The 24039-nt window shown below is 47.6% G+C and carries 25 protein-coding genes; 21 read left to right on the top strand and 4 right to left on the bottom strand.

The features are described from left to right. The first annotated feature begins 6 nt into the window (after positions 1 to 6). The 6 genes from LHL18_RS01785 (at position 7) to prpF (ending at position 8321) form a co-directional block, all read left to right on the top strand. Positions 7 to 789 carry a TatD family hydrolase gene (locus LHL18_RS01785; RefSeq protein WP_134054578.1) on the top strand — a complete coding sequence of 261 codons (783 nt, stop codon included), beginning with the start codon at positions 7 to 9 and terminating at the stop codon, positions 787 to 789. Between the two features lie 550 nt (positions 790 to 1339). Further along, complete coding sequence (locus tag LHL18_RS01780; RefSeq protein ID WP_226765525.1) at positions 1340 to 2023, top strand: GntR family transcriptional regulator; 684 nt, start codon at positions 1340 to 1342, stop codon at positions 2021 to 2023. A 1-nt stretch (position 2024) separates the two neighbouring features. Next, the gene (gene prpB, locus LHL18_RS01775) at positions 2025 to 2909 is read left to right on the top strand and encodes a methylisocitrate lyase (protein ID WP_226765524.1); all 885 of its coding nucleotides are present in this window, start codon (positions 2025 to 2027) and stop codon (positions 2907 to 2909) included. Positions 2910 to 2940: 31 nt separating this feature from the next. Next, the gene (gene prpC, locus LHL18_RS01770; protein WP_226765523.1) at positions 2941 to 4068 is read left to right on the top strand and encodes a bifunctional 2-methylcitrate synthase/citrate synthase; all 1128 of its coding nucleotides are present in this window, start codon (positions 2941 to 2943) and stop codon (positions 4066 to 4068) included. 176 nt (positions 4069 to 4244) lie between these two features. Continuing rightward, entirely contained in the window at positions 4245 to 6845 is a 2601-nt protein-coding gene (gene acnD / locus LHL18_RS01765) for a Fe/S-dependent 2-methylisocitrate dehydratase AcnD (protein ID WP_226765522.1), read from the top strand. 288 nt (positions 6846 to 7133) lie between these two features. After that, a complete protein-coding gene (gene prpF, locus LHL18_RS01760; protein WP_226765521.1) occupies positions 7134 to 8321 on the top strand; it encodes a 2-methylaconitate cis-trans isomerase PrpF in 1188 nt (395 codons plus the stop codon). A 40-nt stretch (positions 8322 to 8361) separates the two neighbouring features. Here prpF and LHL18_RS01755 read toward each other — a convergent pair whose 3' ends face one another. Further along, positions 8362 to 9327, bottom strand: coding sequence for an integron integrase (locus tag LHL18_RS01755; protein WP_226765520.1), 966 nt, complete (start codon positions 9325 to 9327; stop codon positions 8362 to 8364). A gap of 243 nt (positions 9328 to 9570) precedes the next feature. Between LHL18_RS01755 and LHL18_RS01750 the strand changes: the two genes are divergently transcribed. The 8 genes from LHL18_RS01750 (at position 9571) to LHL18_RS01715 (ending at position 14293) form a co-directional block, all read left to right on the top strand. Further along, a complete protein-coding gene (locus LHL18_RS01750) occupies positions 9571 to 10062 on the top strand; it encodes a hypothetical protein (RefSeq protein ID WP_226765519.1) in 492 nt (163 codons plus the stop codon). Between the two features lie 87 nt (positions 10063 to 10149). After that, positions 10150 to 10584, top strand: a complete 435-nt coding sequence (locus tag LHL18_RS01745) for a hypothetical protein (protein WP_226765518.1) — start codon at positions 10150 to 10152, stop codon at positions 10582 to 10584. Positions 10585 to 10664: 80 nt separating this feature from the next. Continuing rightward, positions 10665 to 11204 (top strand): hypothetical protein, encoded by a 540-nt coding sequence (locus LHL18_RS01740; protein ID WP_226765517.1) that lies wholly within the window; start codon positions 10665 to 10667, stop codon positions 11202 to 11204. Between the two features lie 102 nt (positions 11205 to 11306). Continuing rightward, complete coding sequence (locus LHL18_RS01735) at positions 11307 to 11828, top strand: hypothetical protein (RefSeq protein ID WP_226765516.1); 522 nt, start codon at positions 11307 to 11309, stop codon at positions 11826 to 11828. A gap of 91 nt (positions 11829 to 11919) precedes the next feature. Beyond that, positions 11920 to 12297 (top strand): Ltp family lipoprotein, encoded by a 378-nt coding sequence (locus tag LHL18_RS01730; RefSeq protein ID WP_226765515.1) that lies wholly within the window; start codon positions 11920 to 11922, stop codon positions 12295 to 12297. A gap of 139 nt (positions 12298 to 12436) precedes the next feature. After that, positions 12437 to 12718, top strand: a complete 282-nt coding sequence (locus LHL18_RS01725) for a hypothetical protein (RefSeq protein WP_226765514.1) — start codon at positions 12437 to 12439, stop codon at positions 12716 to 12718. A 525-nt stretch (positions 12719 to 13243) separates the two neighbouring features. Next, the gene (locus tag LHL18_RS01720) at positions 13244 to 13681 is read left to right on the top strand and encodes a T6SS immunity protein Tdi1 domain-containing protein (protein WP_226765513.1); all 438 of its coding nucleotides are present in this window, start codon (positions 13244 to 13246) and stop codon (positions 13679 to 13681) included. Positions 13682 to 13768: 87 nt separating this feature from the next. After that, entirely contained in the window at positions 13769 to 14293 is a 525-nt protein-coding gene (locus tag LHL18_RS01715) for an SseB family protein (RefSeq protein ID WP_226765512.1), read from the top strand. A gap of 466 nt (positions 14294 to 14759) precedes the next feature. On the opposite strand, the gene LHL18_RS01710 is transcribed toward LHL18_RS01715, so the two are convergent. Further along, positions 14760 to 15803 (bottom strand): IS110 family RNA-guided transposase, encoded by a 1044-nt coding sequence (locus LHL18_RS01710; RefSeq protein ID WP_226765511.1) that lies wholly within the window; start codon positions 15801 to 15803, stop codon positions 14760 to 14762. A gap of 160 nt (positions 15804 to 15963) precedes the next feature. Here LHL18_RS01710 and LHL18_RS01705 point away from each other — a divergent pair, with 160 nt between their 5' ends. The 5 genes from LHL18_RS01705 to LHL18_RS01685 all read left to right on the top strand — a co-directional run bounded on the left by LHL18_RS01705 (position 15964) and on the right by LHL18_RS01685 (position 19703). Continuing rightward, on the top strand, positions 15964 to 16425 hold the full coding sequence (locus LHL18_RS01705; RefSeq protein ID WP_226765510.1) for a hypothetical protein: 462 nt from the start codon (positions 15964 to 15966) through the stop codon (positions 16423 to 16425). 108 nt (positions 16426 to 16533) lie between these two features. After that, a complete protein-coding gene (locus tag LHL18_RS01700; RefSeq protein ID WP_214450074.1) occupies positions 16534 to 16908 on the top strand; it encodes a molecular chaperone DnaJ in 375 nt (124 codons plus the stop codon). A gap of 497 nt (positions 16909 to 17405) precedes the next feature. Further along, positions 17406 to 17942 carry a hypothetical protein gene (locus tag LHL18_RS01695; RefSeq protein WP_226765509.1) on the top strand — a complete coding sequence of 179 codons (537 nt, stop codon included), beginning with the start codon at positions 17406 to 17408 and terminating at the stop codon, positions 17940 to 17942. 217 nt (positions 17943 to 18159) lie between these two features. Further along, positions 18160 to 18825, top strand: a complete 666-nt coding sequence (locus tag LHL18_RS01690) for an alpha/beta hydrolase (RefSeq protein ID WP_134054608.1) — start codon at positions 18160 to 18162, stop codon at positions 18823 to 18825. 422 nt (positions 18826 to 19247) lie between these two features. Beyond that, positions 19248 to 19703, top strand: coding sequence for a DUF2127 domain-containing protein (locus LHL18_RS01685; protein ID WP_134054612.1), 456 nt, complete (start codon positions 19248 to 19250; stop codon positions 19701 to 19703). Positions 19704 to 19727: 24 nt separating this feature from the next. Here LHL18_RS01685 and asnS read toward each other — a convergent pair whose 3' ends face one another. Then, complete coding sequence (gene asnS / locus LHL18_RS01680) at positions 19728 to 21128, bottom strand: asparagine--tRNA ligase (protein ID WP_134054614.1); 1401 nt, start codon at positions 21126 to 21128, stop codon at positions 19728 to 19730. Between the two features lie 121 nt (positions 21129 to 21249). On the opposite strand from asnS, the gene LHL18_RS01675 reads away from it, so the two are divergent. After that, positions 21250 to 21624 (top strand): hypothetical protein, encoded by a 375-nt coding sequence (locus LHL18_RS01675; RefSeq protein ID WP_226765508.1) that lies wholly within the window; start codon positions 21250 to 21252, stop codon positions 21622 to 21624. Here the strand turns inward: LHL18_RS01675 and bioA are convergent. Further along, the gene (bioA, locus tag LHL18_RS01670) at positions 21621 to 22892 is read right to left on the bottom strand and encodes an adenosylmethionine--8-amino-7-oxononanoate transaminase (protein WP_226765507.1); all 1272 of its coding nucleotides are present in this window, start codon (positions 22890 to 22892) and stop codon (positions 21621 to 21623) included. The genes LHL18_RS01675 and bioA overlap by 4 nt on opposite strands. Positions 22893 to 22998: 106 nt before the next feature. Between bioA and bioB the strand changes: the two genes are divergently transcribed. After that, positions 22999 to 24039: a biotin synthase BioB gene (bioB, locus tag LHL18_RS01665; RefSeq protein WP_134054620.1), complete on the top strand. Its 1041-nt coding sequence runs from the start codon at positions 22999 to 23001 to the stop codon at positions 24037 to 24039.

Below are 24039 nucleotides of genomic sequence, written 5' to 3'. Positions count from 1 at the left end.
ATAACGTTGTTTGTTGATTCGCACTGCCATCTTGACCGGCTGGAACTGGATAAACTAGGGCTTACGCTGGAGCAGGTAATAGCCAACGCTCAAGCAGGGCAAGTACAGCACATGTTGTGTGTATGTGTTAGCCTGGCTGAATTTGACCAGATGCAGCAAGTAGTAGCGCCTTACCCGATGGTGTCTGTTTCTTGCGGTGAACATCCGCTACATCAGAACGATAATGTTGATCCGCAGCATCTACTTTCGTGCTGCCAGCTGGAACATGTCGTTGCCGTAGGTGAAACAGGGCTGGATTACTTTTACTCACCTGAGTCCAAGTTAAGTCAGCAGCAAGCTTTCGTTACCCACATTGAGGTGGCCAATCAGGTAAATAAGCCGCTGATTATTCATACCCGCGATGCCCGTTCAGATACGTTGGCATTAATGCGCAGCCATAACGCGGCTAATGCTGGTGGAGTGCTGCACTGTTTTACTGAAAACTGGGAAATGGCGAAGGCTGCACTGGATATGGGCTTTTATATTTCTATATCCGGTATCATGACATTTCGTAATGCAACTGAACTACGTGATGTGGTGAAGAAATTACCTCTGGATCGTCTGTTGATAGAAACTGACTCGCCTTATCTGGCACCGGTACCCTACAGAGGCAAAACCAATCAGCCCGCTTATGTAACCGCAGTGGCAGATGCGATAGCACAGGTTAAAAATATCGGCATAACTGAACTGGCAGACGCAACAACAGCTAACTTTTACAGCTTATTTAATCGCGTAAAAAGAGTCGCTTAATTGTCTGTCTTTCGTTATAGCTTTGCTTGGCAGATAAAAGTAGCCCGGAACCAATCCGCATTGTTCCGGGCTTAGGGGAATGGCTCATAGGGAATGAGCCGTGCGCTATCGTTACAACTGCTAAGACGTTTAAAAGGTAAGATTTAGTGTAGTTAAAACACAGCATTTTGCTGAAATGCATCGCTGTCGCGATGTTGATGATCATAATATTAATTTTCTATTTTGTGCCCAACTTATCCTCAAATTATCCCCAGCTTATTCCATCAAACAGGCAAGGTTACTGCGTTGAACCTTTTTTAGGTGCAAGTGTTTTTGTGGCTATTTTTAGTTCTTAAACGCATTTTAAGGTGTCGTTTAATAAAAAAAAAATCTAAAAATTGCAGTAAAAAAGCGTTTCCAGCACAGAGACGGTAGTCGTTTTAATGTCTTTAGTTGTAAAGTGAAATGCACAAGCTTTATCTGAATTGTCGACAATCTATTTGGCGTTAAGCTTGACTCACGCTTTGAAACGCTATAAAACAACGCTAACTCTTATTCTTTGTCGACAATTATGGCTATTATTCACCCGTCACTGCGACCTGCAATTACCGCTTCAGACAGAGTGCTGCTGGAAATACAGCGCGCTATTGTAGAGGGCGAAATTGCGGCAGGCAGTAAGATTAGCGAGCCGGAGCTGGCTAAACGCTTTGATTTAAGCCGGGCGCCATTGCGGGAAGCACTTGCCCGGCTTGAACGTTGTCATTTAATTGAGCGTATACCCAATGCCGGTGCCCGGGTAGTGAAATTGTCGACACAGGGTTTACTGTCTTTATATCAGCTGCGCGAAACTCTGGAAGGTTTAGCCTGCAGGTTGGCAGCCGAGCATATGGCTGATAGCGAAATCGCTGAGCTGCGTCAGTTACTGGATCAGCACTTAAGCACGCAGCGGGTGCGGGAAGGTGAAAGTTACTACCAGGAAGCCGGCGATCTGGATTTTCATTACCGTGTCATCTTGGGTAGTAAGAATGACTATCTTATCAACATCTTATGCGACGAGCTTTACTATCTGGTACGGATGTACCGGGTACAGCTTGGTATGAACGGGCCCCGTGTATCCCGGGCCTTTGATGAACATAAAGCTATCCTTAATGCCATTGCCAATCGCGATGGTGAATTGGCCGACTTACTGATGCGCAGACACATAGTGGCATCAAGACGCAATATTGAAAAACAATTGGAACAAACGGGGACCTGACATGACCAAACTTACCGCCGGACAAAAATTCCGTGCAACGATTAGCGCGAACAAGCCGCTGCAAATCGTTGGCACGATTAACGCTTACACTGCCATGATGGCAGAACGAACAGGGCATCAGGCGCTGTATTTGTCTGGTGCAGGTGTAGCAAATGCCTCTTTTGGCTTACCGGACCTGGGTATGACGTCACTGAATGATGTCTGTGAAGATATCCGCCGCATCACCGGTGCAACCGACCTGCCACTGTTGGTTGATGCCGATACCGGCTGGGGCGGGGCTTTTAATATTGCCCGTACGGTACAGGAAATGACCCGCGCCGGCGCCGCCGGTTTTCATATTGAAGATCAGGTGGCGCAAAAGCGTTGTGGCCACCGGCCGAACAAAGAAATTGTTAGCCTGGATGAAATGGTCGACAGGGTAAAAGCCAGTGTGGATGCCCGCACCGATGAGAGCTTCTTTATTATGGCGCGTACCGACGCGTTAGCTCAGCAAGGTTTAGATGCGGCTATTGAACGTGCTCTGGCCTGTGAAGCCGCTGGTGCAGATGCTATTTTTGCTGAAGCCGTGCATACACTGGAGCAATATCAGGCCTTTACCAAAGCGCTAAAAGTACCGGTGTTGGCTAATATCACAGAGTTTGGCCAAACGCCTTTATTTAATAAAACGGAGCTGGCAAGTGTTGGAGTGGCGATGGTGCTGTACCCGTTAAGTGCATTCCGGGCAATGAACAAAGCGGCGCTGAACGTATATCAGTCGATACTGGCAAATGGCGATCAGAAAGCTGTTATCGATACAATGCAAACGCGTGCTGAATTATACGATTTTCTGAACTATCACAGTTTTGAAGAAAAACTGGATCAGTTGTTTAGCAATAAAGCGAAATAAGTATTCACAAATAGAAAACGGGGACAAGACAATGGCGACAGGAAAAGTACTGACAGGCGCGGGCCTGCGCGGCCAGGTAGCGGGTAAAACGGCTTTATCAACGGTGGGAAAAACCGGTTCTGGTTTAACCTACCGTGGCTACGATGTTAAAGATCTAGCCGCCAACTGCAGCTTTGAAGAAGTAGCCCATCTGATATTAAAAGGCGAGTTGCCAAGCAGCACTGAATTAAGCGCTTACAAAGCCAAGCTAAAAAGTATGCGTAGCCTGCCGCAGGCACTGAAAGATGTACTGGAGCGTATACCGGCCACTGCACACCCAATGGACGTAATGCGTACCGGCTGCTCAATGTTGGGTAACCTGGAAACTGAGCAGAATTTTACTCAGCAGCAGGATGCAACTGATCGCATGCTGGCGATTTTTCCTGGTCTGGTAAATTACTGGTACAACTATAGTCATCACGGTAAACGCATTGAAGTTGAAACCGATGCTAATTCTGTCGCTGAGCAGTTTTTATGGACGTTACATGGCAAAAAGCCGCAGCAATTGCATGTTGATGTGATGCAGGCGTCACTGATTTTATATGCCGAGCACGAGTTTAATGCGTCTACCTTTACTGCCCGGGTATGCGCCTCAACCCTGAGTGATATGCATTCATGCATTACCGGTGCTATTGGTTCTTTACGTGGTCCGCTGCACGGCGGTGCCAACGAAGCCGCTATGGAGCTGATTGAAAAAATGGCGAACCCGGATGATGCCGAGCAAAAACTGCTGGGTATGCTGGAGCGCAAAGAGAAGATCATGGGCTTTGGTCATGCAGTCTACTCAGAGTCGGACCCACGCAATGCGGTAATTAAAGAGTGGTCAGAAAAGCTGGCCAAGGCCAATGGCGATACCAAGCTGTATGATGTGTCAGTGCGCTGTGAGGCGGTGATGTGGCGCGAGAAGAAGCTGTTTTGCAATGCCGACTTTTTCCATGCTTCTGCCTATAACTACATGGGTATTCCAACTAAGCTGTTTACACCAATCTTTGTTTGTAGCCGGTTAACCGGCTGGGCAGCCCATGTGATGGAGCAGCGCGCCGATAACCGTATTATCCGGCCAAGTGCAGATTATGTGGGCGTAGAGCCACGTAATGTGAAGCCGATTGCGCAGCGTTAAACTCGGAACTGAGGTTGGAACCCGTTGGCGCAGCCACAGAGTGTCTGAGCCCTGCCGCAGGCATTAGGGCGAGTTGCTGTGGCGAGCACGGCGGGCTTGCAACCGTTAGGTTTCACTGACTACAAGAACACTTTAAAGAGGGCTTAGCCCTCTTTTTGCCAGACAGAGTAAACACCATGAACAGCCAATACCGTAAAAAACTGCCCGGCACCAACCTGGATTATTTCGACACCCAGGCCGCGGTAGATGCAATAGAACCCGGCGCTTATGCAAAACTGCCGTACACCTCACGCGTGCATGCCGAAAACTTAGTACGCCGCTGCGATCCGGCGATGGTAACAGATGCCTTAAAACAGCTGATTTACCGCAAACGCGATTTAGACTTCCCCTGGTTTCCTGCCCGTGTGGTGTGCCACGACATTTTAGGCCAGACCGCTCTGGTAGATTTAGCTGGCTTGCGAGACGCCATAGCCGAAAAGGGCGGAGATCCTGCCAAAGTTAACCCGGTAGTGCCTACTCAGCTGATTGTGGATCACTCGTTAGCGGTAGAGCATGCCGGTTTCGAGAAAGATGCCTTTGCAAAAAACCGGGCTATTGAAGACCGCCGTAACGACGATCGCTTTCATTTTATTAACTGGACGAAAAAAGCCTTTAAAAATGTCGATGTTATTCCACCGGGCAACGGCATTATGCATCAGATTAACTTAGAGCGGATGTCGCCGGTAGTTCATGCCAAAGACGGCGTGGCTTTCCCGGATACTCTGGTCGGTACCGATAGCCACACACCGCATGTTGATGCGCTGGGCGTTATCGCTATCGGTGTAGGCGGGTTAGAGGCAGAAAGCGTGATGCTGGGCCGTGCCAGCTGGATGCGCCTGCCCGATATTATCGGCGTAGAGCTGACCGGTAAAGCGCAGGAAGGCATCATGGCGACCGATATTGTGCTTGCGCTGACTGAGTTTTTACGCAAAGAAAAAGTGGTATCCAGCTACCTGGAGTTTTTCGGCGAAGGTGCTGACAGCTTAAGTTTGGGTGACAGGGCAACTATATCGAATATGACACCAGAATACGGTGCTACCGCAGCCATGTTCAGCATTGATCAGCAAACGCTGGATTATCTGACCCTGACAGGCCGTGCACCAGAGCAGGTTAAACTGGTAGAAACCTATGCTAAAACAGCAGGCCTTTGGAGCGACAGTTTAAAAACCGCTGAGTATGAGCGGGTACTGAAGTTCGACTTGTCCAGCGTTGGCCGCACTATGGCGGGGCCATCTAACCCACATGCGCGGTTATCGACTGCAGATCTTACCGCTAAAGGTATTGCCGGCAAGTATGAGCTTGAAGAAGGTAAGATGCCCGATGGCGCAGTGATTATCGCTGCCATTACCAGCTGCACCAACACCAGTAACCCGCGCAATGTTATTGCGGCTGGTTTGCTGGCACGTAATGCGAACAAATATGGCTTAACCCGAAAGAGTTGGGTTAAAACCTCACTGGCGCCTGGTTCTAAAGCGGTGCAGCTGTATCTTGAAGAGGGCGGTTTGCTGCCAGAGCTGGAGAAGTTGGGCTTTGGTATTGTCGCCTTTGCCTGTACTACCTGCAACGGTATGAGCGGTGCGCTGGATCCGGTGATCCAGAAAGAAGTGATAGAGCGCGATCTGTATGCTACTGCAGTGTTATCGGGCAACCGTAACTTTGATGGCCGCATTCACCCTTATGCCAAACAGGCATTTTTAGCGTCGCCGGCATTGGTTGTGGCCTATGCTATCGCCGGCACCGTGCGTTTTGATATCGAAAAAGATGCGCTGGGTTATGATGAGAAAGGTAACGCAATCACATTAAAAGATATCTGGCCAAGCGACACTGAAATTGATGCAATGGTAGCGTCCAGTGTAAAACCGGAGCAATTTCGCAAAGTGTACGAGCCAATGTTTGATGTTGCTGTCGACTTTGGTGAGCAGATCAGTCCGCTGTATGACTGGCGGCCACAAAGCACTTATATTCGCCGCCCGCCCTATTGGCAGACAGAGGGAGAAGGCGCATTAGCAGGGGAGCGCTCATTAAAAGGCATGCGGCCACTGGCGTTGCTGGGCGACAACATTACCACTGATCATTTATCTCCGTCGAACGCCATTATGCTGGACAGCGCTGCCGGTGAGTATCTGCATAAAATGGGCTTGCCGGAAGAAGATTTTAACTCTTACGCCACGCATCGCGGCGATCACTTAACGGCGCAGCGCGCTACCTTTGCCAACCCCAAACTGATTAATGAAATGGCCATTGTTGATGGCAAAGTGAAGCAAGGCTCACTGGCACGGATAGAACCAGAGGGTAAGGTAACCCGCATGTGGGAGGCCATTGAAAGCTATATGCAGCGTAAACAGCCGCTGATCATCGTTGCCGGTGCCGATTACGGCCAGGGTTCATCACGCGATTGGGCCGCAAAGGGCGTAAGGTTAGCCGGTGTCGAAGCGATTGCAGCTGAAGGTTTTGAACGTATTCACCGTACTAATTTAATAGGTATGGGCGTGCTGCCGCTGGAATTTAAAGCGGGTACCACCCGTAAAACACTGGGCTTAGATGGTACTGAAACCTACGATGTGGTTGGAGAGCGTACACCGCGTGCGACTTTAACGCTGGTTATTCACCGTACAAACGGCGAAACGCTGAATGTGCCGGTAATCTGCCGTTTAGACACCGGCGAAGAAGTGTCTATTTATGAGGCCGGTGGCGTACTGCAGCGTTTTGCGCAGGACTTTTTGCAAGGGGCTGTTTAACGAATAGCAAGCAGCCTTTTAGGCTTCGGTTGCAACTCCCCGAAAAGCTCGCCACAGCAACTCGCTCGCTGCTGGCGCGCTCACTCAGACACTCTGTGTCGACTTTTCCGGGATTCCAACCTGTGCTATCAAGTTCAACTGATATCGACAAGGGAGGGCCGATACCTCTTTATGTCATCACAGAGTGTCTGAGCCCTGCCGCAGGCATTAGGGCGAGTTGCTGTGATGAGCAGAAAGAGGTTGTCGACCCGGACTTAACAAGTTACGCATTAGAAGAGACCAGTACTTATGTCTGTTCCACAAATAAAAATCCCCGCCACTTATATGCGTGGCGGCACCAGCAAAGGTGTATTTTTTAAACTGGACGATTTACCCAAGGCGGCCCAAGTGCCGGGTACAGCGCGTGATAACCTGCTGCTTAGAGTTATCGGCAGCCCAGACCCATACGGCAAACACACCGACGGTATGGGAGGTGCCACATCTAGCACCAGCAAAACCGTGATATTAAGCAAAAGCGCTAAAGCTGAGCACGATGTCGACTACCTGTTTGGTCAGGTTGCCATAGATAAGCCTTTTATTGACTGGAGCGGCAACTGCGGCAATTTAACCGCGGCAGTGGGTTCGTTTGCCATCAGCAATGGACTGGTGGCTGCCGAGCGTATTCCGCACAATGGCATCTGCACAGTACGCATTTGGCAGGCCAATATTAATAAAACCATTATTGCCCATGTGCCCATCACCAACGGCGAAGTACAGGAAACCGGCGACTTTGAGCTTGATGGCGTCACTTTTACCGCCGCTGAGGTTCAAATTGAGTTCCTAGACCCGGCCGCCGATGAAGGCGAGGGCGGCGGCGCTATGTTCCCCACTGGTAATCTGGTGGATGACTTAGAAGTCCCTGGTATCGGCACCTTCAAAGCCACGCTGATCAATGCCGGCATTCCAACCATTTTTGTCAATGCGGCTGATATCGGCTATACCGGCACTGAGCTGCAGGACGCAATAAACGGCGATAACGCAGCGCTGACGCGTTTTGAAACTATCCGCGCCTACGGTGCGCTGAAAATGGGGCTTATCAGCAATATCAGTGAAGCCGCCAGCCGTGCTCACACGCCCAAAATCGCTTTTGTGGCTCCGGCACAAAGCTACACAGCCTCAAGCGGAAAACAGGTTAACGCAGCTGATACCGATTTACTGGTACGAGCGTTATCAATGGGTAAACTACACCATGCCATGATGGGCACAGCTGCTGTGGCAATAGGCACAGCAGCTGCTATTCCGGGCACTTTGGTAAACCTGGCCTCCGGTGGCGGCAAGCGCGAAGCCGTGCGCTTTGGCCACCCATCCGGCACCTTACGTGTCGGCGCAGCCGCAGAGCAGGTTGGCGGACAATGGACAGTGACTAAAGCCATTATGAGCCGCAGCGCCAGAGTGTTGATGGAAGGTTGGGTAAGAGTGCCGGGTGATTGTTTCTAACCAATCAGGTTTAGCTTAACAAGGCGCTGCGGCGCCTTTGTTATAGCAACTGAGATAGTGGACTTTTAACACCTGCCGCACCACGATTCAAAACATGAGTGTAAATTTGTGTAGTGCGAACATCGGTATGCCCCAGTTGCTCTTGTACTGTACGGATATCGGCACCGGCCTCCAGCAAGTGGGTGGCGAAGCTGTGTCTTAATGTATGGCAGGTGACGTTTTTGCGGATACCTGCTTTTCTCGCTGCAATTTTAATTTCGCGCCTGACACAACTTTCGTCTAGATGATGACGACGCAAAAGCTTAGAATCCGGGTCTACGCTTAGCTGCAGTGAAGGAAACAGATACTGCCAACCCAGCTCTTTAGACGCAGATGGGTACTTACGTGCTAAAGCATAAGGCAACCAGACGCCGGCATACCCGGGGTTTGCTGTATCTGCCTGAAAATATTGCAGCACATACTGGCTTTGCTGTTTTAGCGAAACAACTAATTCGGGCGCCAGAGTAGTGCGCCGGTTTTTATTACCTTTACCCTGCCACACCATTACCGAAAAATAGTCATAATCAATATCATGTACCCGAAGCCTCACGGCCTCCATCAAACGCAGTCCACTGCCATACATTAACTGCGCAAGCAATTTGTAACGCGGCTCAATAACCTTGAGCAGAGCGGTAATTTCGCCACGAGTAAGTACAACCGGTAACTTTGGCGTAACCTGAGAGCGGTTAAAATTGAGGTTTAATGATAACGGTTGCTGCAATACCTTGCTGTATAAAAAGCTTAGTGCATTCAGAGCCGCAGCCTGGGTGCGCGGAGCTGCGTTTCGCTGGTTACTCAAATAGGTTAAGAAGTATTCAACATCACGATCTTTTAGTTGTGCTGGGTGTTGCTTTTTGTGAAACAAAATATACATCTTTATCCAGTACACATAGCCTTCAACCGTCCTTTTGGCATAACGGCGGGCATACATAAACTCAGCGATATATTGCAAAAACGGCGAGGCCATAACATTCACCAAAAAATAAATTAACATGTATGTATATACAGTAGTTGGTAAATTTATTGTAAGCAAGTTAATCGCGAGGTTTAACCCCGCTTTATCCACATTTGATGCTGCGTCACGTTAAAAATCTGTTGATTTAACAAGGCTTATTGTTTAGCTTGTTGCAATTAAATAAAGATAGAAGGGAGCAAACACTGCTTGAAAGCGTGTAAGCTCCAAACTATTAAGCTGTTAGGCACAAAGCATATGATCACTGACATCGGCGAATACATAGTTGGCGGCTGCCTCCAACTTTTAGAGGGCTGCGACTTCGTTGATTACAATGTCCGTGTACCTGGCGGCGGTCTTGACGGGCTAGGAGAACTAGACGTTATAGGACTTAATTTCAAGACGCAGACAGCTTTCATTTGTGAAGTAACAACTCATATTAGAGGGCTGCTATATATAAACAACAAAGAAACTGTTACCAGAATAATAAAAAAGCACGAGAGACAAAAAGCATATGCTTTAAAATACTTATCTAATTTTGAAAATAAAAAATTCCAATTCTGGTCTCCCGTTGTCCCTGTTGGCTACATCACAAAAAATCTAGGAGAGGTCTCCAGCCTAGAACTAATCATCAATGGTGAATACAAGCAAAGAATCTCTAAATTAAGAGAACTTGCTGGAAATACCACCCACGACGCTAGGAATCCCGTTTTTCGAATGCTTCAAATTTTCGAACACCTTCGTGATTAAGTTCGTGCGCCTAACAACAGGTTCAAACCGTTCGCTTCGCTCACTGGGACGGGCTAAAGCCCGCCCCTTAACCAAACGTTAGGCCTTATGCGAAAAATCATCTTCGCCAGTAGAATACTGCTCAGCATTGGAATGGCTTTGGCCGTTATACCAAGCCTGTATATATACTTTCGAGACAAACCAGAATGGATTGGTGAAGCCATTTATCTAAGTTCCGCATGGGTAGTTGCATCAGTTGTGGTAATGGCCCTATGCACTGAGGTCTACTATCGCTTCTTTAAGAGCATCTATCCGGCAGTGACTTTGCTTGCTGCAACACTAGCAGCGGTGCTATCGGCGTCTATTTACATCAACTGGGCAACATTTTTCGGGGCGAGAACAGCAGATATAAATACTTGGCATCTGCTGCCTTTATTCACGGCACTGCATCAAATCAAGGCCACAGTTTTCGTCACACTAACAACAGGTGCAGCGTGTATCTTATTTTTATTCGGCAAGGCGTTAGCTCGGCGTTTGGCCTAACAAATGGTTCAAACCGTTCGCTGCGCTCACTGGGACGGGCTAAAGCCCGCCCCTTAACCAAACGTTAGGCAGTGCATTCTATGGATGTGTTTTTTCAATTTGAACCCTTCGAAACAACAAGGCTTGAGCAGTTAGTTATAGTCATTGTTTATTCGAAAATATGTTTATTTTTCAGGTTCAAATTTAAATGGCTTGAAGAACGTTTTGATTTTAAAAAGCTCTTTTGTGTTGGAGTTTTATTAACTGCGCTGTATGGGGTATTGCTTATCAACGTGCTTGCTTTCGATAAGTATCAGTATCAATCCAAGACACTGCAATCAATGATCGTTAGTGGTAATTATCAACGAGCTGAAGGTAAACTTGATGCTCCTTACAGTAAGGATGGAGTTGATAGGTTCAGTATTGGCGATATAAATTTCGAGATTTTGCAGCCTCATAGAAATAGCTTGAAGGGATGTTTTCATGATTTCTTGGCATCTCAGTATCAATTGATTGGAAAGAGGATAAGACTCGAATATTTGGTAGTTGACATGCCTGGAGAGGCATTCGAAACACTTACTCAATATAACGGTGAAGGATTTTGTATTGTGAACATAGAAGTTTTTAATGAAGACGCCTAACAAACACAGTCACAAACGGCCACTGCGTGGCCTGGACCTCAACCGCTGCGCGGGTTTCGGCCTGTGCTGCGAGCGTTAGGCAAAGCAAGGAAGACAATCATTATGCGTAAAATTTTAATTATATTAGTTTTACTTTTATCTTCTATTGGTCTGTGGAATTACTTTGCTCTCCAAAAAAAGGTGACAGATATCATAGATTCTGATTACCGAAATGAAGGAATTAGTGTTTTTTTTCATTTTGAGTGGCTCGTAAATCCAAACGTTATCGTTTTTGATATTCGTGAAGTTAAGTCAGATAAAAGCCCAATGGATGTTTCCAGAGTCTTGTTACAGTTATCTGAAGCTTTAAAAGACAACAACTATAAGAAAGTCATTCTCTCATTTAAAGGCCGTCCGAAATTTATGCTTGAGGGAGATTTTTTTAAAAAAACAGGTATGGAGTACGGAATTCAAAATCCTGTTTATACACTTAGAAGCTTACCTCAAAATGTATATAACTTAGATGGAACACAAGCTTTTCCAACATGGATTGGCGGGCTAATAGGTGTGCTTGGTAAACAAATGGAAGACTTAACCGACTTTCACAAACAGTGGTATATAAATGAGCTCGTTTCCGGAAGCTGACAAGTTAAAGCATCCGGAAACCACTCGTTGACTTGCGTTTTTCGCTGTTTAAAGCGTTAGGTACATATTTTTCACATATGGAGAAATTGGTATGAATTTTTTGAAGTTAGCTATGATTGCCGTTTTGTTCGCTTCTGTGCCTACGTGGGCCAACAGCTTAACTGGCCCTCAAAAAAATGCCGTCAGGTCTGCCCAGCAATACATCAGCATCCAAGGCTTTTCACGCAACGGACTTATTGAGCAACTATCTTCAGACTATGGAGATGGTTATAACGTTTCTGATGCAACTGTAGCTGTCGATAGCATGAATATTGATTGGAATAAGCAAGCGGTAAGATCTGCAAAGCAATACCTAAGTATTCAAGGTTTTTCGTGCAAAGGGCTCATTGAGCAGCTTTCATCGAGTTATGGAGATAAGTACACCCAGAGCCAAGCAACCTACGGGGCAAAACAGGCTGGTGCTTGCTAAACCGTAAGGCTGCCTAACAAGTTGCTTAATTTCGTTCCAGCCACAAAAAGCGTGGCCTCCACTGGACTGCCTACGCTGCGCTGCGGCAGCCAATTAGCAAAGCGTTATATGGGATTAAATATCGGAGTCGGTGTGTAAAATGCTTACCTTTAAAGATGAAACTCTGACCGCTGAGGATGCCTTTTGGGTTATGTGGTATTTCCTAAAAGAGCATTACGATTTATCTGGGGGTGCATTTGATCTAAGTGACATTCTTTCTGCATCTGAGCCTATTGGATTCTTAGAGAATGGGCACATAAACTTTGCCAACCCGGAAATAGGCAAAATGGCACCGGCAGATAGCGGAATGATAGAATTTTGGAACGATGCTATCGCAAAATACCGCTCTGATGGTTTGCCAGAGCCAAAGTCTTTTAAATAATGTGGGCATATAACAAGCGCCATCAAAAACGCGCCCGTTGGGCGCTCGACTCGCCACAAGTTGCTCGCGTTTGTGGCGGGCGTTATGTGTTTACGGTGTATTTAGGGAGCATCTAGGTTGGAAATAGCGTTACTTGCTGCTTTGGTTCTTTTTCTATTACTAGTGGCCGTTTCTCCTTCCTGGCTAATGTGGCTATTAGCTGCCAGATGGCTTCCAGCTAAATATGCTATGCCGCCCAATCGCATGGCGTTTACGTGTTTATTGCTTTCGTTCATATCAGGTGCGTTGCTAAACATCGAGCTTGAAGGGGGGATTTTGTCAGCCCCAGTATTTATATTTGTATTTTCAATTCTGTGGTCTGTGCTTTTAATACCGACATGTGCATTAGCAAAATACATTTTGGGTAATAAACATGGCCCACAACACACATAACAAGGCGCATCACGCGCAGCCTACGGCTGCTGGGACGTCAAACGCTATCGCGTTTTTCCGCCCGTGTGCTTTGCGTTATGCGGTAAGGAAGTCATGAGCATCATTCAGGAAGTGAAAGATTCATGGGGTTGGATCGGAATCGAACCGCTCACAATTGTGGGCGAAAACGATTTTGGCAATCTTATGATTGAAGACGTGGGCGGTAAGTATTGGCGCCTTAGTCCTGAGGATGTCTATTGCGAGGTGGTGGCCAACGACCGAAGTGATTTAGAACGACTGTCTCAAGACCAAGATTTTTTAGAAGATTGGTATATGCAGGCGTTGGTTGAGCAAGCAAAAGAAAGCTTCGGTGAACTTCCGGAGGGCCGAAAATACTGTCTCGTCATTCCTGGTGCGCTAGGAGGGGAATACGGAATCTCAAACATCAAAACCGCGCCCCTTGTCGATCTAGTTCGTTTCTCAGGTGATCTCGCAAAACAGATTAAAGACCTTCCTGATGGGGCTGAAATTCAACTCAGGGTGGTTGATTGATTCCGCATAACAAGCGGCATCACAGCGACCGCTTTTCCGCCGCTTCGCGGCTCCAAACCGGCGCGTGTGCCGGGCGTTAGGGTTATTATGATCCGAAGAATTCAATATATTGTTTACATCATACTTATATTTGGGGTTGGCGAAGCGATGGCTCAGGAAGAATCAAGAATCGACGTAAATCAAGCGGTTGAAAATCCAGCTTTAGTTTCTGCGATGGATCGTGTCGCTCGCGAAGGTTCAGATGAAGCCAAAGATGAACTTCTAAAACAGCTTTTGCAGGCAAATTACCTAGCTGCAATGTTTACTGATGGCCTAAAGGTATCGTCCGATGATAGAAATCAGCAAACAATAGAAAAAGGCAGCACCTTTGGAGTTTTATCTGCCGAGAGCGCAGGTAAGAATTACTTGGTTTTATTCACAGATTGGAAGGCTTTAGGTCAATACACAGATCAAAAAGTCTCCGGGTGGATATTACCCAGCAGAGATGTATGGTCATTCGCGCTTCAGGGCAATACATATGATGGCGTTGTAATTAACCCTGCACATAATGCGCTTCCACTAGAGCGCCCAATGCTCGAGTATCTATCACATCATGCAAGCCAGCTACCCTAACACATATGAGCCCTCTCGGAGTCAATAGGTAAAACCGCTCTTCTGGCCGCGTTAGCGGCCAGTCTGTTGTCCATCAGCAAGATAGACTGCTTCATCTGTCATCATGATTGCCAGGCGATAGCCTGCAACAAACACATATCGGGGCTCTCTTATCTCATGCTCAATGAGTGCCTGCTGATTTCAGCATCCTTGCTGACAGCAGGGGCACCAGACATTCATCGGTTAACCTGCCGCTGGCACTATTCAAGGCGTTTGGCTTAAAGCCAGTTAGTTTCAGGCTCAGCACAGGTGCAAACCATCTTGCTGATGGGTATGCGCGGCGACAAGGTGTCTAATCAAGGCAACCTGGTTACGGCAGTGTGCCAGAAGGCGGGTGATTGAGCTTAGTGCTACGGGTTACCCAACCATCATTTGAGCATCAGCCATGGTGTTCCAGTTAGATGTTCAGCTCACCTTGCCCCGCGACTTAACCGGCTAAGAAACGTTTTTCATCGAACACCTTCTGGTTTTTCAGCATGTAATACACGCAGCGCCCCACTTTATGAGCCAAAGCGGAGAGTGCTTTGGCTTTGCTCATGCGCTTTTGTAGCTTTAACAGATAGTTTTTTGCTTTGTCGTTACCGCGCAGATAAAGCACGGCAATTTCACCGAAGGCCCACTTAAGGTGGGCATTGCCAATTTTATTGCCTTGGGTGCCATAGCTTTTACCTGCAGATTCAGCTTTGCATTTAATTAGCCGGCTGTAGGAGGCAAAATCCTGCACGGTATTAAAGCGTGCAATATCGCCAACTTCATACAAAATCGTCAGTGCCAGAATGCGACCAATGCCGGGGAAACTGGTGAGGATATGGTAGTCGTTGCCGTTGTGATGCTTGGAGTGTTTTTCGATAAAACACTCGATGGAGCTGAGCTCATGACGGTAAAACGCGATGATGTTCAAATCCAAATCAACATTGCGCTGCACGAACTGATCTGCAAAACAATCACGCATTGCTTCGTGGGCATAAGGATATTTGAGGTCTAAATTAGTAGGCGGCAAGTTGTACTGACTAACCGTGTTTTTGACGTGCGCTTTTAAATCGGCACCGTGACGGACTATACGGGTGCGACGGCGCAGCAAGTCACGGGCAGCACGCATTTTGGGCGGATACACATAGGCCAGTGGGAAGTTGCCGCCACGTATCAGGTGAGCGATTTTATAAGAATCAATGCGGTCATTTTTGGCTTTACCACCGTGAATAGCCTTCATATACAGCGCATGACCGAGGATGAAATCGATACCGTGTTCAGCGCAGAAATCACTGACCCAGTACCAGCAGTGCATGCATTCAACGCCGACCACAATATTGCCGATGTAAGGTGTTAATAAATTGAGTAGATTTTCTGGTAATGCTTTGATTTCGCGGTGTAAGATGGTGTCACCATTCGCATCCAGAATACAGACGTACAAAGAGCGGGCATGCAAATCAATTCCACAATAATACGGATGTTGTGTAGTATAAAATTTCATTGGGTCTTCTCCTTTTTGGTTTGGTCGCCTTCCAGCTTAGCCAAATGGCTGGGCTGGGGAGAAGGCTCAATGAGTATCAAGTCAATCAACTTCGCGCCTTCGGCGCCGGACGCAGCAAAGCTGAGCCGGTTATTGAGGCGTTATACATAATTGAGGTTACATGGACATCTGGAACACGGACGTCATCGCTACAAAGTTAGCTAAAGACGAAATTGATCAAAAGCAGAAAACGGTGTACTACGTTGCATGCTTCTACTTACAGGTTATTGGTACTGTAATGCCAATGTTTTTATTAGGGTATTCTTATTCGATTAACTTGTTTACGTTCGCTTCTTATGTGATCACTGTGGCTGTATTTCATCTTGGCGCGCTTAAAGTTTATAGGGCTTGCGCAAACCATAAAAAGGCTAGTGTCTTAGATACCTTAGTCGTTCTGGGATTGCCAATAAGCATAAAAATCCAGATAGGATATTGGCTTACTTATTTTTTCATAACATACATTTTGAATGTAATTCAGGCTTCGCCTTATGCATGGGTTATCTATGGCTTTATAACTATGCCAATTATGGTTTGGTTGCAATTTCAGCTAATTAAGCGTGCAGTAGACAAAAATTATGTATAACAAGTTACTTAATTTCGTTCCGGCCACAAACGGCGTGGCCTGCACGGGACTGCCTACGCTTCGCTGCGGCAGCCCATTAGTAAAGCGTTATGTAACACGGAGAGTTTAGTGAAAATTATACCTTTAGCGTTCTTGAGCATTTCAATTGCTTTTTCCGCTTTCGCTTCTGAGAGTAGCTCGATTGGATATAAAACAGTGGAGCTCGCGCTAAATGCACTCAAAAATAAAGAGGGCACAAATCTAAGCATCCAGGGCGGCTGGACAATAATTGAGGATAAAGAGGAATCAAACTTGGTTTTGTGGTCATTCACTCCTGATTCGCATCCAGCTCACCCAGCCGCAATAAAGCGCAAAGTTGTTGAGAAAAACCAAAAGATATACATTCAAATGTCTGCCCTCTGCCAAGCTAAAAAAGAAGACTGTGACAAACTGATGCAAGAATTTGAGCAATTAAATCAAAACATAATGAAAGGCTCGAGATAAGTGTTACATAACAAGCGCCTTAAACATCGCGGCTTTTGGCCGCTGGACTCGCAACAAGTTGCTCGCCGTTTAGGCGAGCGTTAGGGTTAATCAGTAGATGGTCAGGATGACAAGTTGAAGCACTTATTCAAATACTCTTCATTTTTTTGCTTGCAACGCTATTGGTTGGGGCTGTGAGTTGGTGGAGCGATTCAACCAGCATGCTAGAAGCCTCATTTTGGTTGTATTTGATTGCTAGTGCCATATTTGCTGTTTCTGCTTGCCTGCTCGTTCTAAGGCGCTACAAAACTAACCCATCTCAGGACATATTAATGCGGTTTACTGCTCTTTTTGGTGCCATATGTTGCATTACAGTTTGGCTAGCTATTGTTTATCCATTTGTAAGGCATTATAAATGCACCCTAACAAGCGCCATCAAAAACGCGCCCTGTGGGCGCTCGACTCGCAACACTTTGCTCGCGTTTGTGGCGGGCGTTATGCCATGAAGGGAGAGATCAGTGCATAAACTACTATCAGTTGTATTCTTGCCTTTCGCCGTTTTGAGTAGCGGCAACACCTATGCAGATGAGCTAGAAGATGCTCAGGCTTGGGGTGTATTGCTTACAGATGCTATTCAGCAAAAAACTAAAGTAAATTTAAAAAAAAGACCTGAATACATAGAAATCAAAAAATTTCTTAAAGAGAATCAGTGTCCAGGAGTTAAGTACGAAGGCTACTTAATTGGTGAAGAACAGCAGTATTTTTATCTTGTTGGTTCGAAGGGTAAAGAAGTCATTATCGGACGGCATTTTAAAGCTCCGGTAGTTGATGGTGTAATTGCCTTAGACTCGGCGCAGAGCTCAACAAAAGGTTGCTTAAGTTTGGGTCCCAAAAAACCTGATGTTTCAGCAATGGTAGCAACCCATCTTCAACCATATCCAAACGAATTTCATCTTCTACAAAGCAATGTACACGAAGTGACTTTGTACATTGGCACGAAAAGCGGAATGTTTGTGGTTAAAGACGGCAAAATGTATTTATCAGAGAGTCAGTAATGCATAACAATCGCCATCAAAAACGCGCCCTTTGGGCGCTCGACTCGCAACACGTTGCTCGCGTTTATGGCTGGCGTTAGCAGGTTTGCGGAATTTTAGGGAAGTCCAGTTCTCTTTGGATAAACGGATTAGCGGTGCAAACCCTGGGCGGAGTTTCGTTGGCCGGTGTGCTAAAAAATATCTTGCTGGCAACAGCTAACAAATCATGAGTAAATAAATGGGAAAATATGTTAGATACATCTGTGCGCTTTTACTCACGGTCTTCATGACAGCACATGCAGATACCATCTATACCGAAGTGCCCGATACGCCTGAGCCCACAAAGATCTACTTGTTCTATCTGCATGGGCGAATCATTGAGAATTCTGGGCCTCGCCCTACAGATCCGCGTTTTGGGCTATACGATTACCCCGCGATACTTGAGACACTTTCATCCCGGGGGGCTTTAGTCATTTCGGCGCAGCGCCCAGCTAAAACGGATATCAATGCATATGCAGGCATTGTTGTCTCTCAAGTCGAAAAGTTGATTGAACGCGGCGTTTCGCCTGGCAATATTGTTGTTGTTGGTTTCTCAAAAGGCGGCGCAATCGCAACGCGCGTCTCTAGCTTTCTGCGGCGGCCGCACGTTCGTTTCGTCCTTCTGGCTGCTTGCCCTGGTGGCTCTGCTGCACCACAAATTAGTTTGACGGGCCAGGTTCTTTCGGTTTACGAAGAAAGTGATACGTTAGCCGGAAGTTGCAAGCCTCTCGCGGACCAGTCTGAACAATTGCGGTCATTCAAGGAGCTTAAAATCTCGACGGGTAAATTGCATGGTGCGTTTTATATGCCGCATCCGGTATGGGTTGAGCCATTACTGGATTGGGTGCACGGTGTTGCTAACTGAGATTTATTCAAACCGAATCCGTTTAGCAGTTTGGCGATTGGGCTACTGAGATAAATTATGAGCTTCAAGCGTCATTGTAGGATCTGAAGTTTATGCAGAGCTTTAACGTTTACGCACATGTGCAAGGCGTCAGTGCTGAAAATATTTTGTATTCTAATCGCGGGTAGCATTTTTAAACTGAGGAAAAATAATGAAAAGAATAGGTTATGGATCACTACTACTCATAGGCTGCGTTAATCCGGGCTTACTTACATTTTTAAAAGGCCGAAGAAGCTAAAGCTGCACTTACCGACGCATTAAGATCGATAAAGGAGCTTAGTCCAGAGCAAAAAGCACAGCTTGAAGGTTTATTTTCCTAGCATAAGCTTGGCTTGAAAGTGCTGACAAATTTTCAGCGTTGTTTTTTTACAGGGTGTAAGGTAATGCGAGCAAGAAATGGCTTAAAACTGATTGCAGCGCTGGAAGCGTTTAAAGGCGTCATATCGTTGTTGGTCGGTATTGGGCTTCACACGTTGGCTGGGCGTAACTTACAGCAAATTGCTGAGACGTTGGTAAGTCATGCGCATTTGAACCCGGCAAGCCATATTCCGGGTGTTTTTATTCACGCTGCCAGCTCGTTTCCGGTTAGCGACCTTAGCTTGATGGCTGTTGGGGCATTAGTTTATGCGTTGGTTCGTTTAATTGAAGCCTATGGTCTTTGGCACGGCCTTGTCTGGACAGAATGGTTTGCGCTTGGTAGCGGCGCCATTTACATACCGTTTGAAATTTATGAGATATTTGCGCATGCCAACATTTGGAGCGTGGCCGTGTTTTTAGTCAACGTTCTTATCGTCTGGTATATGGCAAAGGTGTTACTGCAACAAAAAAAGGCGCTGTAACAGCGCCTTTTATGTTTTGCGAGATTAAAATTCGGCGTTGCCTGGTGTACGCGGGAAGGCGATAACATCCCGGATGTTACCAATGCCGGTAACGTACGATACTAAACGCTCGAAACCCAAGCCAAAACCGGCGTGCGGTACAGTGCCGTAGCGGCGCAGATCGCGATACCAGCCGTAGCTTTCTTTATCCAGACCCATTTCATCTAAGCGTTTGTCGAAAGCGTCCAGGCGTTCTTCACGCTGGCTGCCGCCGATAATTTCACCGATGCCCGGCGCCAGTACGTCCATCGCGGCCACTGTTTTACCGTCGTCATTTAAGCGCATGTAAAAGGCTTTAATGTCTTTCGGGTAGTTTTGCATAATGATAGGCGCGCCTACGTGTTCTTCGGCCAGGTAGCGTTCGTGCTCAGATTGTAAATCGACACCCCATTCAACCGGGTATTCAAATTTCTTACCGCAGGTTTTCAGGATTTCAATGGCATCAGTGTAATCCATCCGCACAAAGCTTGAGTCAACCAGCTGCTGTAAACGGGTGATGGCGGTGGGGTCAATGCGCTCGGCAAAGAACGCCATATCGTCAGCACGTTCGGTCAGTACGGCTTTACAGACGTATTTGAGCATATCTTCTGCCAGTTGGGCGATGTCTTTTAGCTCGGCAAAAGCCACTTCAGGCTCAATCATCCAGAACTCGGCTAAGTGACGGCTGGTATTCGAGTTTTCAGCACGGAACGTCGGGCCGAAGGTGTAAATTTTCGACATGGCACAGGCGTAGGTTTCGCCGTTTAGCTGGCCAGATACGGTCAGGAAGGTTTCTTTACCGAAAAAATCCTGGCTGTAATCGATAGCGCCTTTGTCTGTGCGTGGCAGGTTTTCCAGATCGAGCGTGCTGACGCGGAACATTTCACCGGCACCTTCGGCATCTGAGCCGGTAATGATCGGCGTGCTGATCCAGTAATAGCCTTGCTCGTGGAAAAAACGGTGTACAGCCTGTGCTAAACAGTGACGCACACGGGTAACGGCGCCCATGATATTGGTACGCGGGCGCAGGTGAGCGTGTTCACGCAGGTATTCCATACTGTGGCGTTTGGGTGCCATAGGGTAGGTGTCCGGGTTTTCTACCCAGCCAACAACGTCAACCTGACTGGCTTGTAACTCAAACGCCTGGCCCTGGCCTTCAGAGCGCGCTACAGTGCCTGTTACCACTACAGAACAAGAGGTGGTCAGGCGTTTTATTTCAGATTCATAATTATTCAGCTCTGCCGGCACAACGGCCTGCACAGCGTCGAAGCAGCTGCCGTCATGAATAGCTAAAAAGGAAATGCCGGCTTTTGAATCGCGGCGGGTGCGGATCCAGCCCTTAACGGTGATAACATCACCAATGGCAAAGCGACCAGCTAAAACATCTTTAATAACGGCGTGCGTCATGCAACAAACTCCAGAGGGTGTAAACTTAGACAACTGCGTAAAGGCTGTAATGATACTGAGCCAAACGCACAACACAAGTAAAACTTAGTCAGACAAGAAAAACTTAACAGGACAACAGAATTTGAACACGGAAGCGCAGAAACCAGAAAAATATGAACGCCGCCAGGGGCCGGATGTTATCTGCCGGGCGTTCAGCTGGCTGGCGGTGCTGGGCTGGTTACTATTTTTGGTGGCAATGATTATTGCGCACTACGCCAAGCCGGAAATGGATACCGGCCTGGTGCGCTACTGGGGTATCGAGATCCGCGACGAGTGGCACCCGATGCTGACAGACTTGTTGCAGTATTTTTTAACCTTCGCAGCGCTACTAAGTGGCCTTAGCCTGGCGCTGAACCGGCTAAGGCTGCGCCGGCGTTCAGATCACCTGCATTTTAATATTGTGTTGCTGCTGATAAGTTGTTTGAGCTTATTGCTGTATCTGTTCTGGCACACCTAAACCTTAACCACAGTGCGCATAGCGCCAGTCAGCTTGCTAAGTTGCGCCGGGGTGATAATAAAAGGCGGCATAATATAAATCAGGTTATTAAACGGGCGGATCCACACACCCAGCTCGACAAATTGCTGTTGCAGTGCGGCAACATCCACTTTGCTGTGCATCTCCAGTACGCCAATGGCGCCCAGTACCCGCACATCCTTTACCAGCGCAGAGGCCCGGCACGGTGCTAACTCCTGTTGTAGCTGGGCTTCAATTTGTGCTACCTGCTGTTGCCAGTGACCCTGGCTGATTAAGTTAAGGCTGGCACTGGCTACCGCACAGGCCAGTGGGTTTGCCATAAAAGTAGGGCCGTGCATTAAGCCACCGGCTGCGCTTAAGCTGATGCCGCGGGCGACATCATCGGTGCACAGTGTGGCCGCCAGCGTAATGTAACCGCCGCTTAATGCCTTGCCGATACACATAATATCCGGTTGTATACCGGCATGCTCACAGGCAAACAACTTACCACTGCGGCCAAAGCCGGTGGCTATTTCGTCGGCTATCAACAATACCTGATACTGGTCACACAAGGCGCGGGCGCGGCGTAAATACTCAGGGTGATAAAAGCGCATGCCACCATAGCCTTGCACTATGGGCTCTAAAATAAGGGCGGCAATTTCATGGTGCTGCTCTGCCAGCAGGTTTTGCAGCGCTTCGATATCTTCTGGTTGAAAATCGCCATCAAACCGGCTTTGTGGCGCCGGCAAAAAAAAGTGCTGTGGCAGTAAATTAGCAAACATATCATGCATGCCATCCACCGGATCGCATACCGCCATCGCCGCAAACGTATCGCCATGGTAACCCTTACGCAGGCTGATCAGTTTTTGTTTTTGCGGCATGTTGCTGGCCAGCCAATACTGCAGTGCCATCTTTATCGCCACCTCTACAGCAATAGAGCCGCTGTCGGCGAGAAATACCTTAGTCAGATTCGCCGGTACCATAGCCAGCAACTGCTGACACAGCGTAACGGCTGGCTGGTGCGTGATACCACCAAACATTACATGCGCCATTTTACCAAGCTGGTTGCTAACGGCAGCATTTAATTCGGGGTGATTATAACCGTGTACCGCCGACCACCAGGATGCGGTGCCATCGATTAAACGCTGACCATTTTCCAGTACCAGCTCACAGCCGTCAGCTGCAACTACCGGGTAGACTGGTAGCGGCTTTAGCATAGACGTGTAGGGGTGCCAGATATGGTCGCGATCAAATGCTAAATCAATGCTCATTTATTAACCTGTAGTAAAGTTTTAACTCTGGTCAGCGTTGACAACGCTAAGGCGGCGGTTAGACTAGCCGAAAATCACTATAACCTCAAACAACGCAGGGAATATTATGCATTCTGTCGTGCGCCACAACTGGACACTTGCCGAAGTTAACGCTTTATATGCTTTACCCTTTAACGACTTACTGTTTCAGGCGCAAACAGTACACCGGGCACACTTTACGCCGAATGAAGTACAGGTAAGCACCTTGCTGTCGATTAAAACCGGCGCCTGTGCCGAAGATTGCAAATATTGCCCGCAAAGTGGCCACTACAATACCGGCCTTGAGCGCGAGCGTTTATTAGAAGTGGAAAAGGTGCTGACACAAGCCAAAGCGGCAAAGGATAAAGGCGCAACCCGGTTTTGTATGGGTGCCGCCTGGACCAATCCGAAACAGCGCGACATGCCTTACATTATTGAAATGGTGCAGGGCGTAAAAAATATGGGGCTGGAAACCTGTATGACACTGGGTATGTTAACCGGCGAACAGGCTAAAACGCTGGCTGATGCCGGCCTGGACTACTATAACCACAATCTGGATACCTCACCGGAGTTTTACGGCGAAATTATCACTACCCGCACTTATCAGGACCGGCTGGATACCCTAAGCCACGTGCGTGATGCCGGCATGAAAGTTTGCTGTGGCGGTATTTTAGGTATGGGCGAAAGTGCTAACGACCGCTCAGCACTGCTGATGCAACTGGCTAACTTACCAGAACATCCGGAAAGTGTACCGATTAATATGCTGGTTAAAGTGGCCGGTACGCCGCTTGAGAACGTTGACGATCTGGACGCTTTTGAGTTTATCCGCACCATAGCGGTAGCACGCATTATGCTGCCGCAAAGCCATGTGCGTTTATCGGCCGGCCGCTCGCGCATGAATGAACAAATGCAGGCGCTGTGTTTCTTTGCCGGTGCCAACTCTATTTTCTACGGCGATAAGCTGCTGACAACAGATAACCCGGAAGCCGATGCCGACATGCTGCTTTTCGCCAAGCTGGGCATTAAGCCAGAGCAGCGCCACGATGTGTCGGATGAAGCGCATGAACTGGCATTAGCCGATGCGATAAAAGAGCAGGCCAACCCGCCACTGTTTCACGCGGCGCAGTAA

This window comes from Rheinheimera aquimaris (assembly GCF_020531985.1).
Classification (GTDB): Bacteria; Pseudomonadota; Gammaproteobacteria; order Enterobacterales; family Alteromonadaceae; genus Alishewanella; species Alishewanella aquimaris.
Note: the sequence above shows the minus strand (reverse complement) of the source record. Positions and strands in the feature narration are given on the sequence as shown.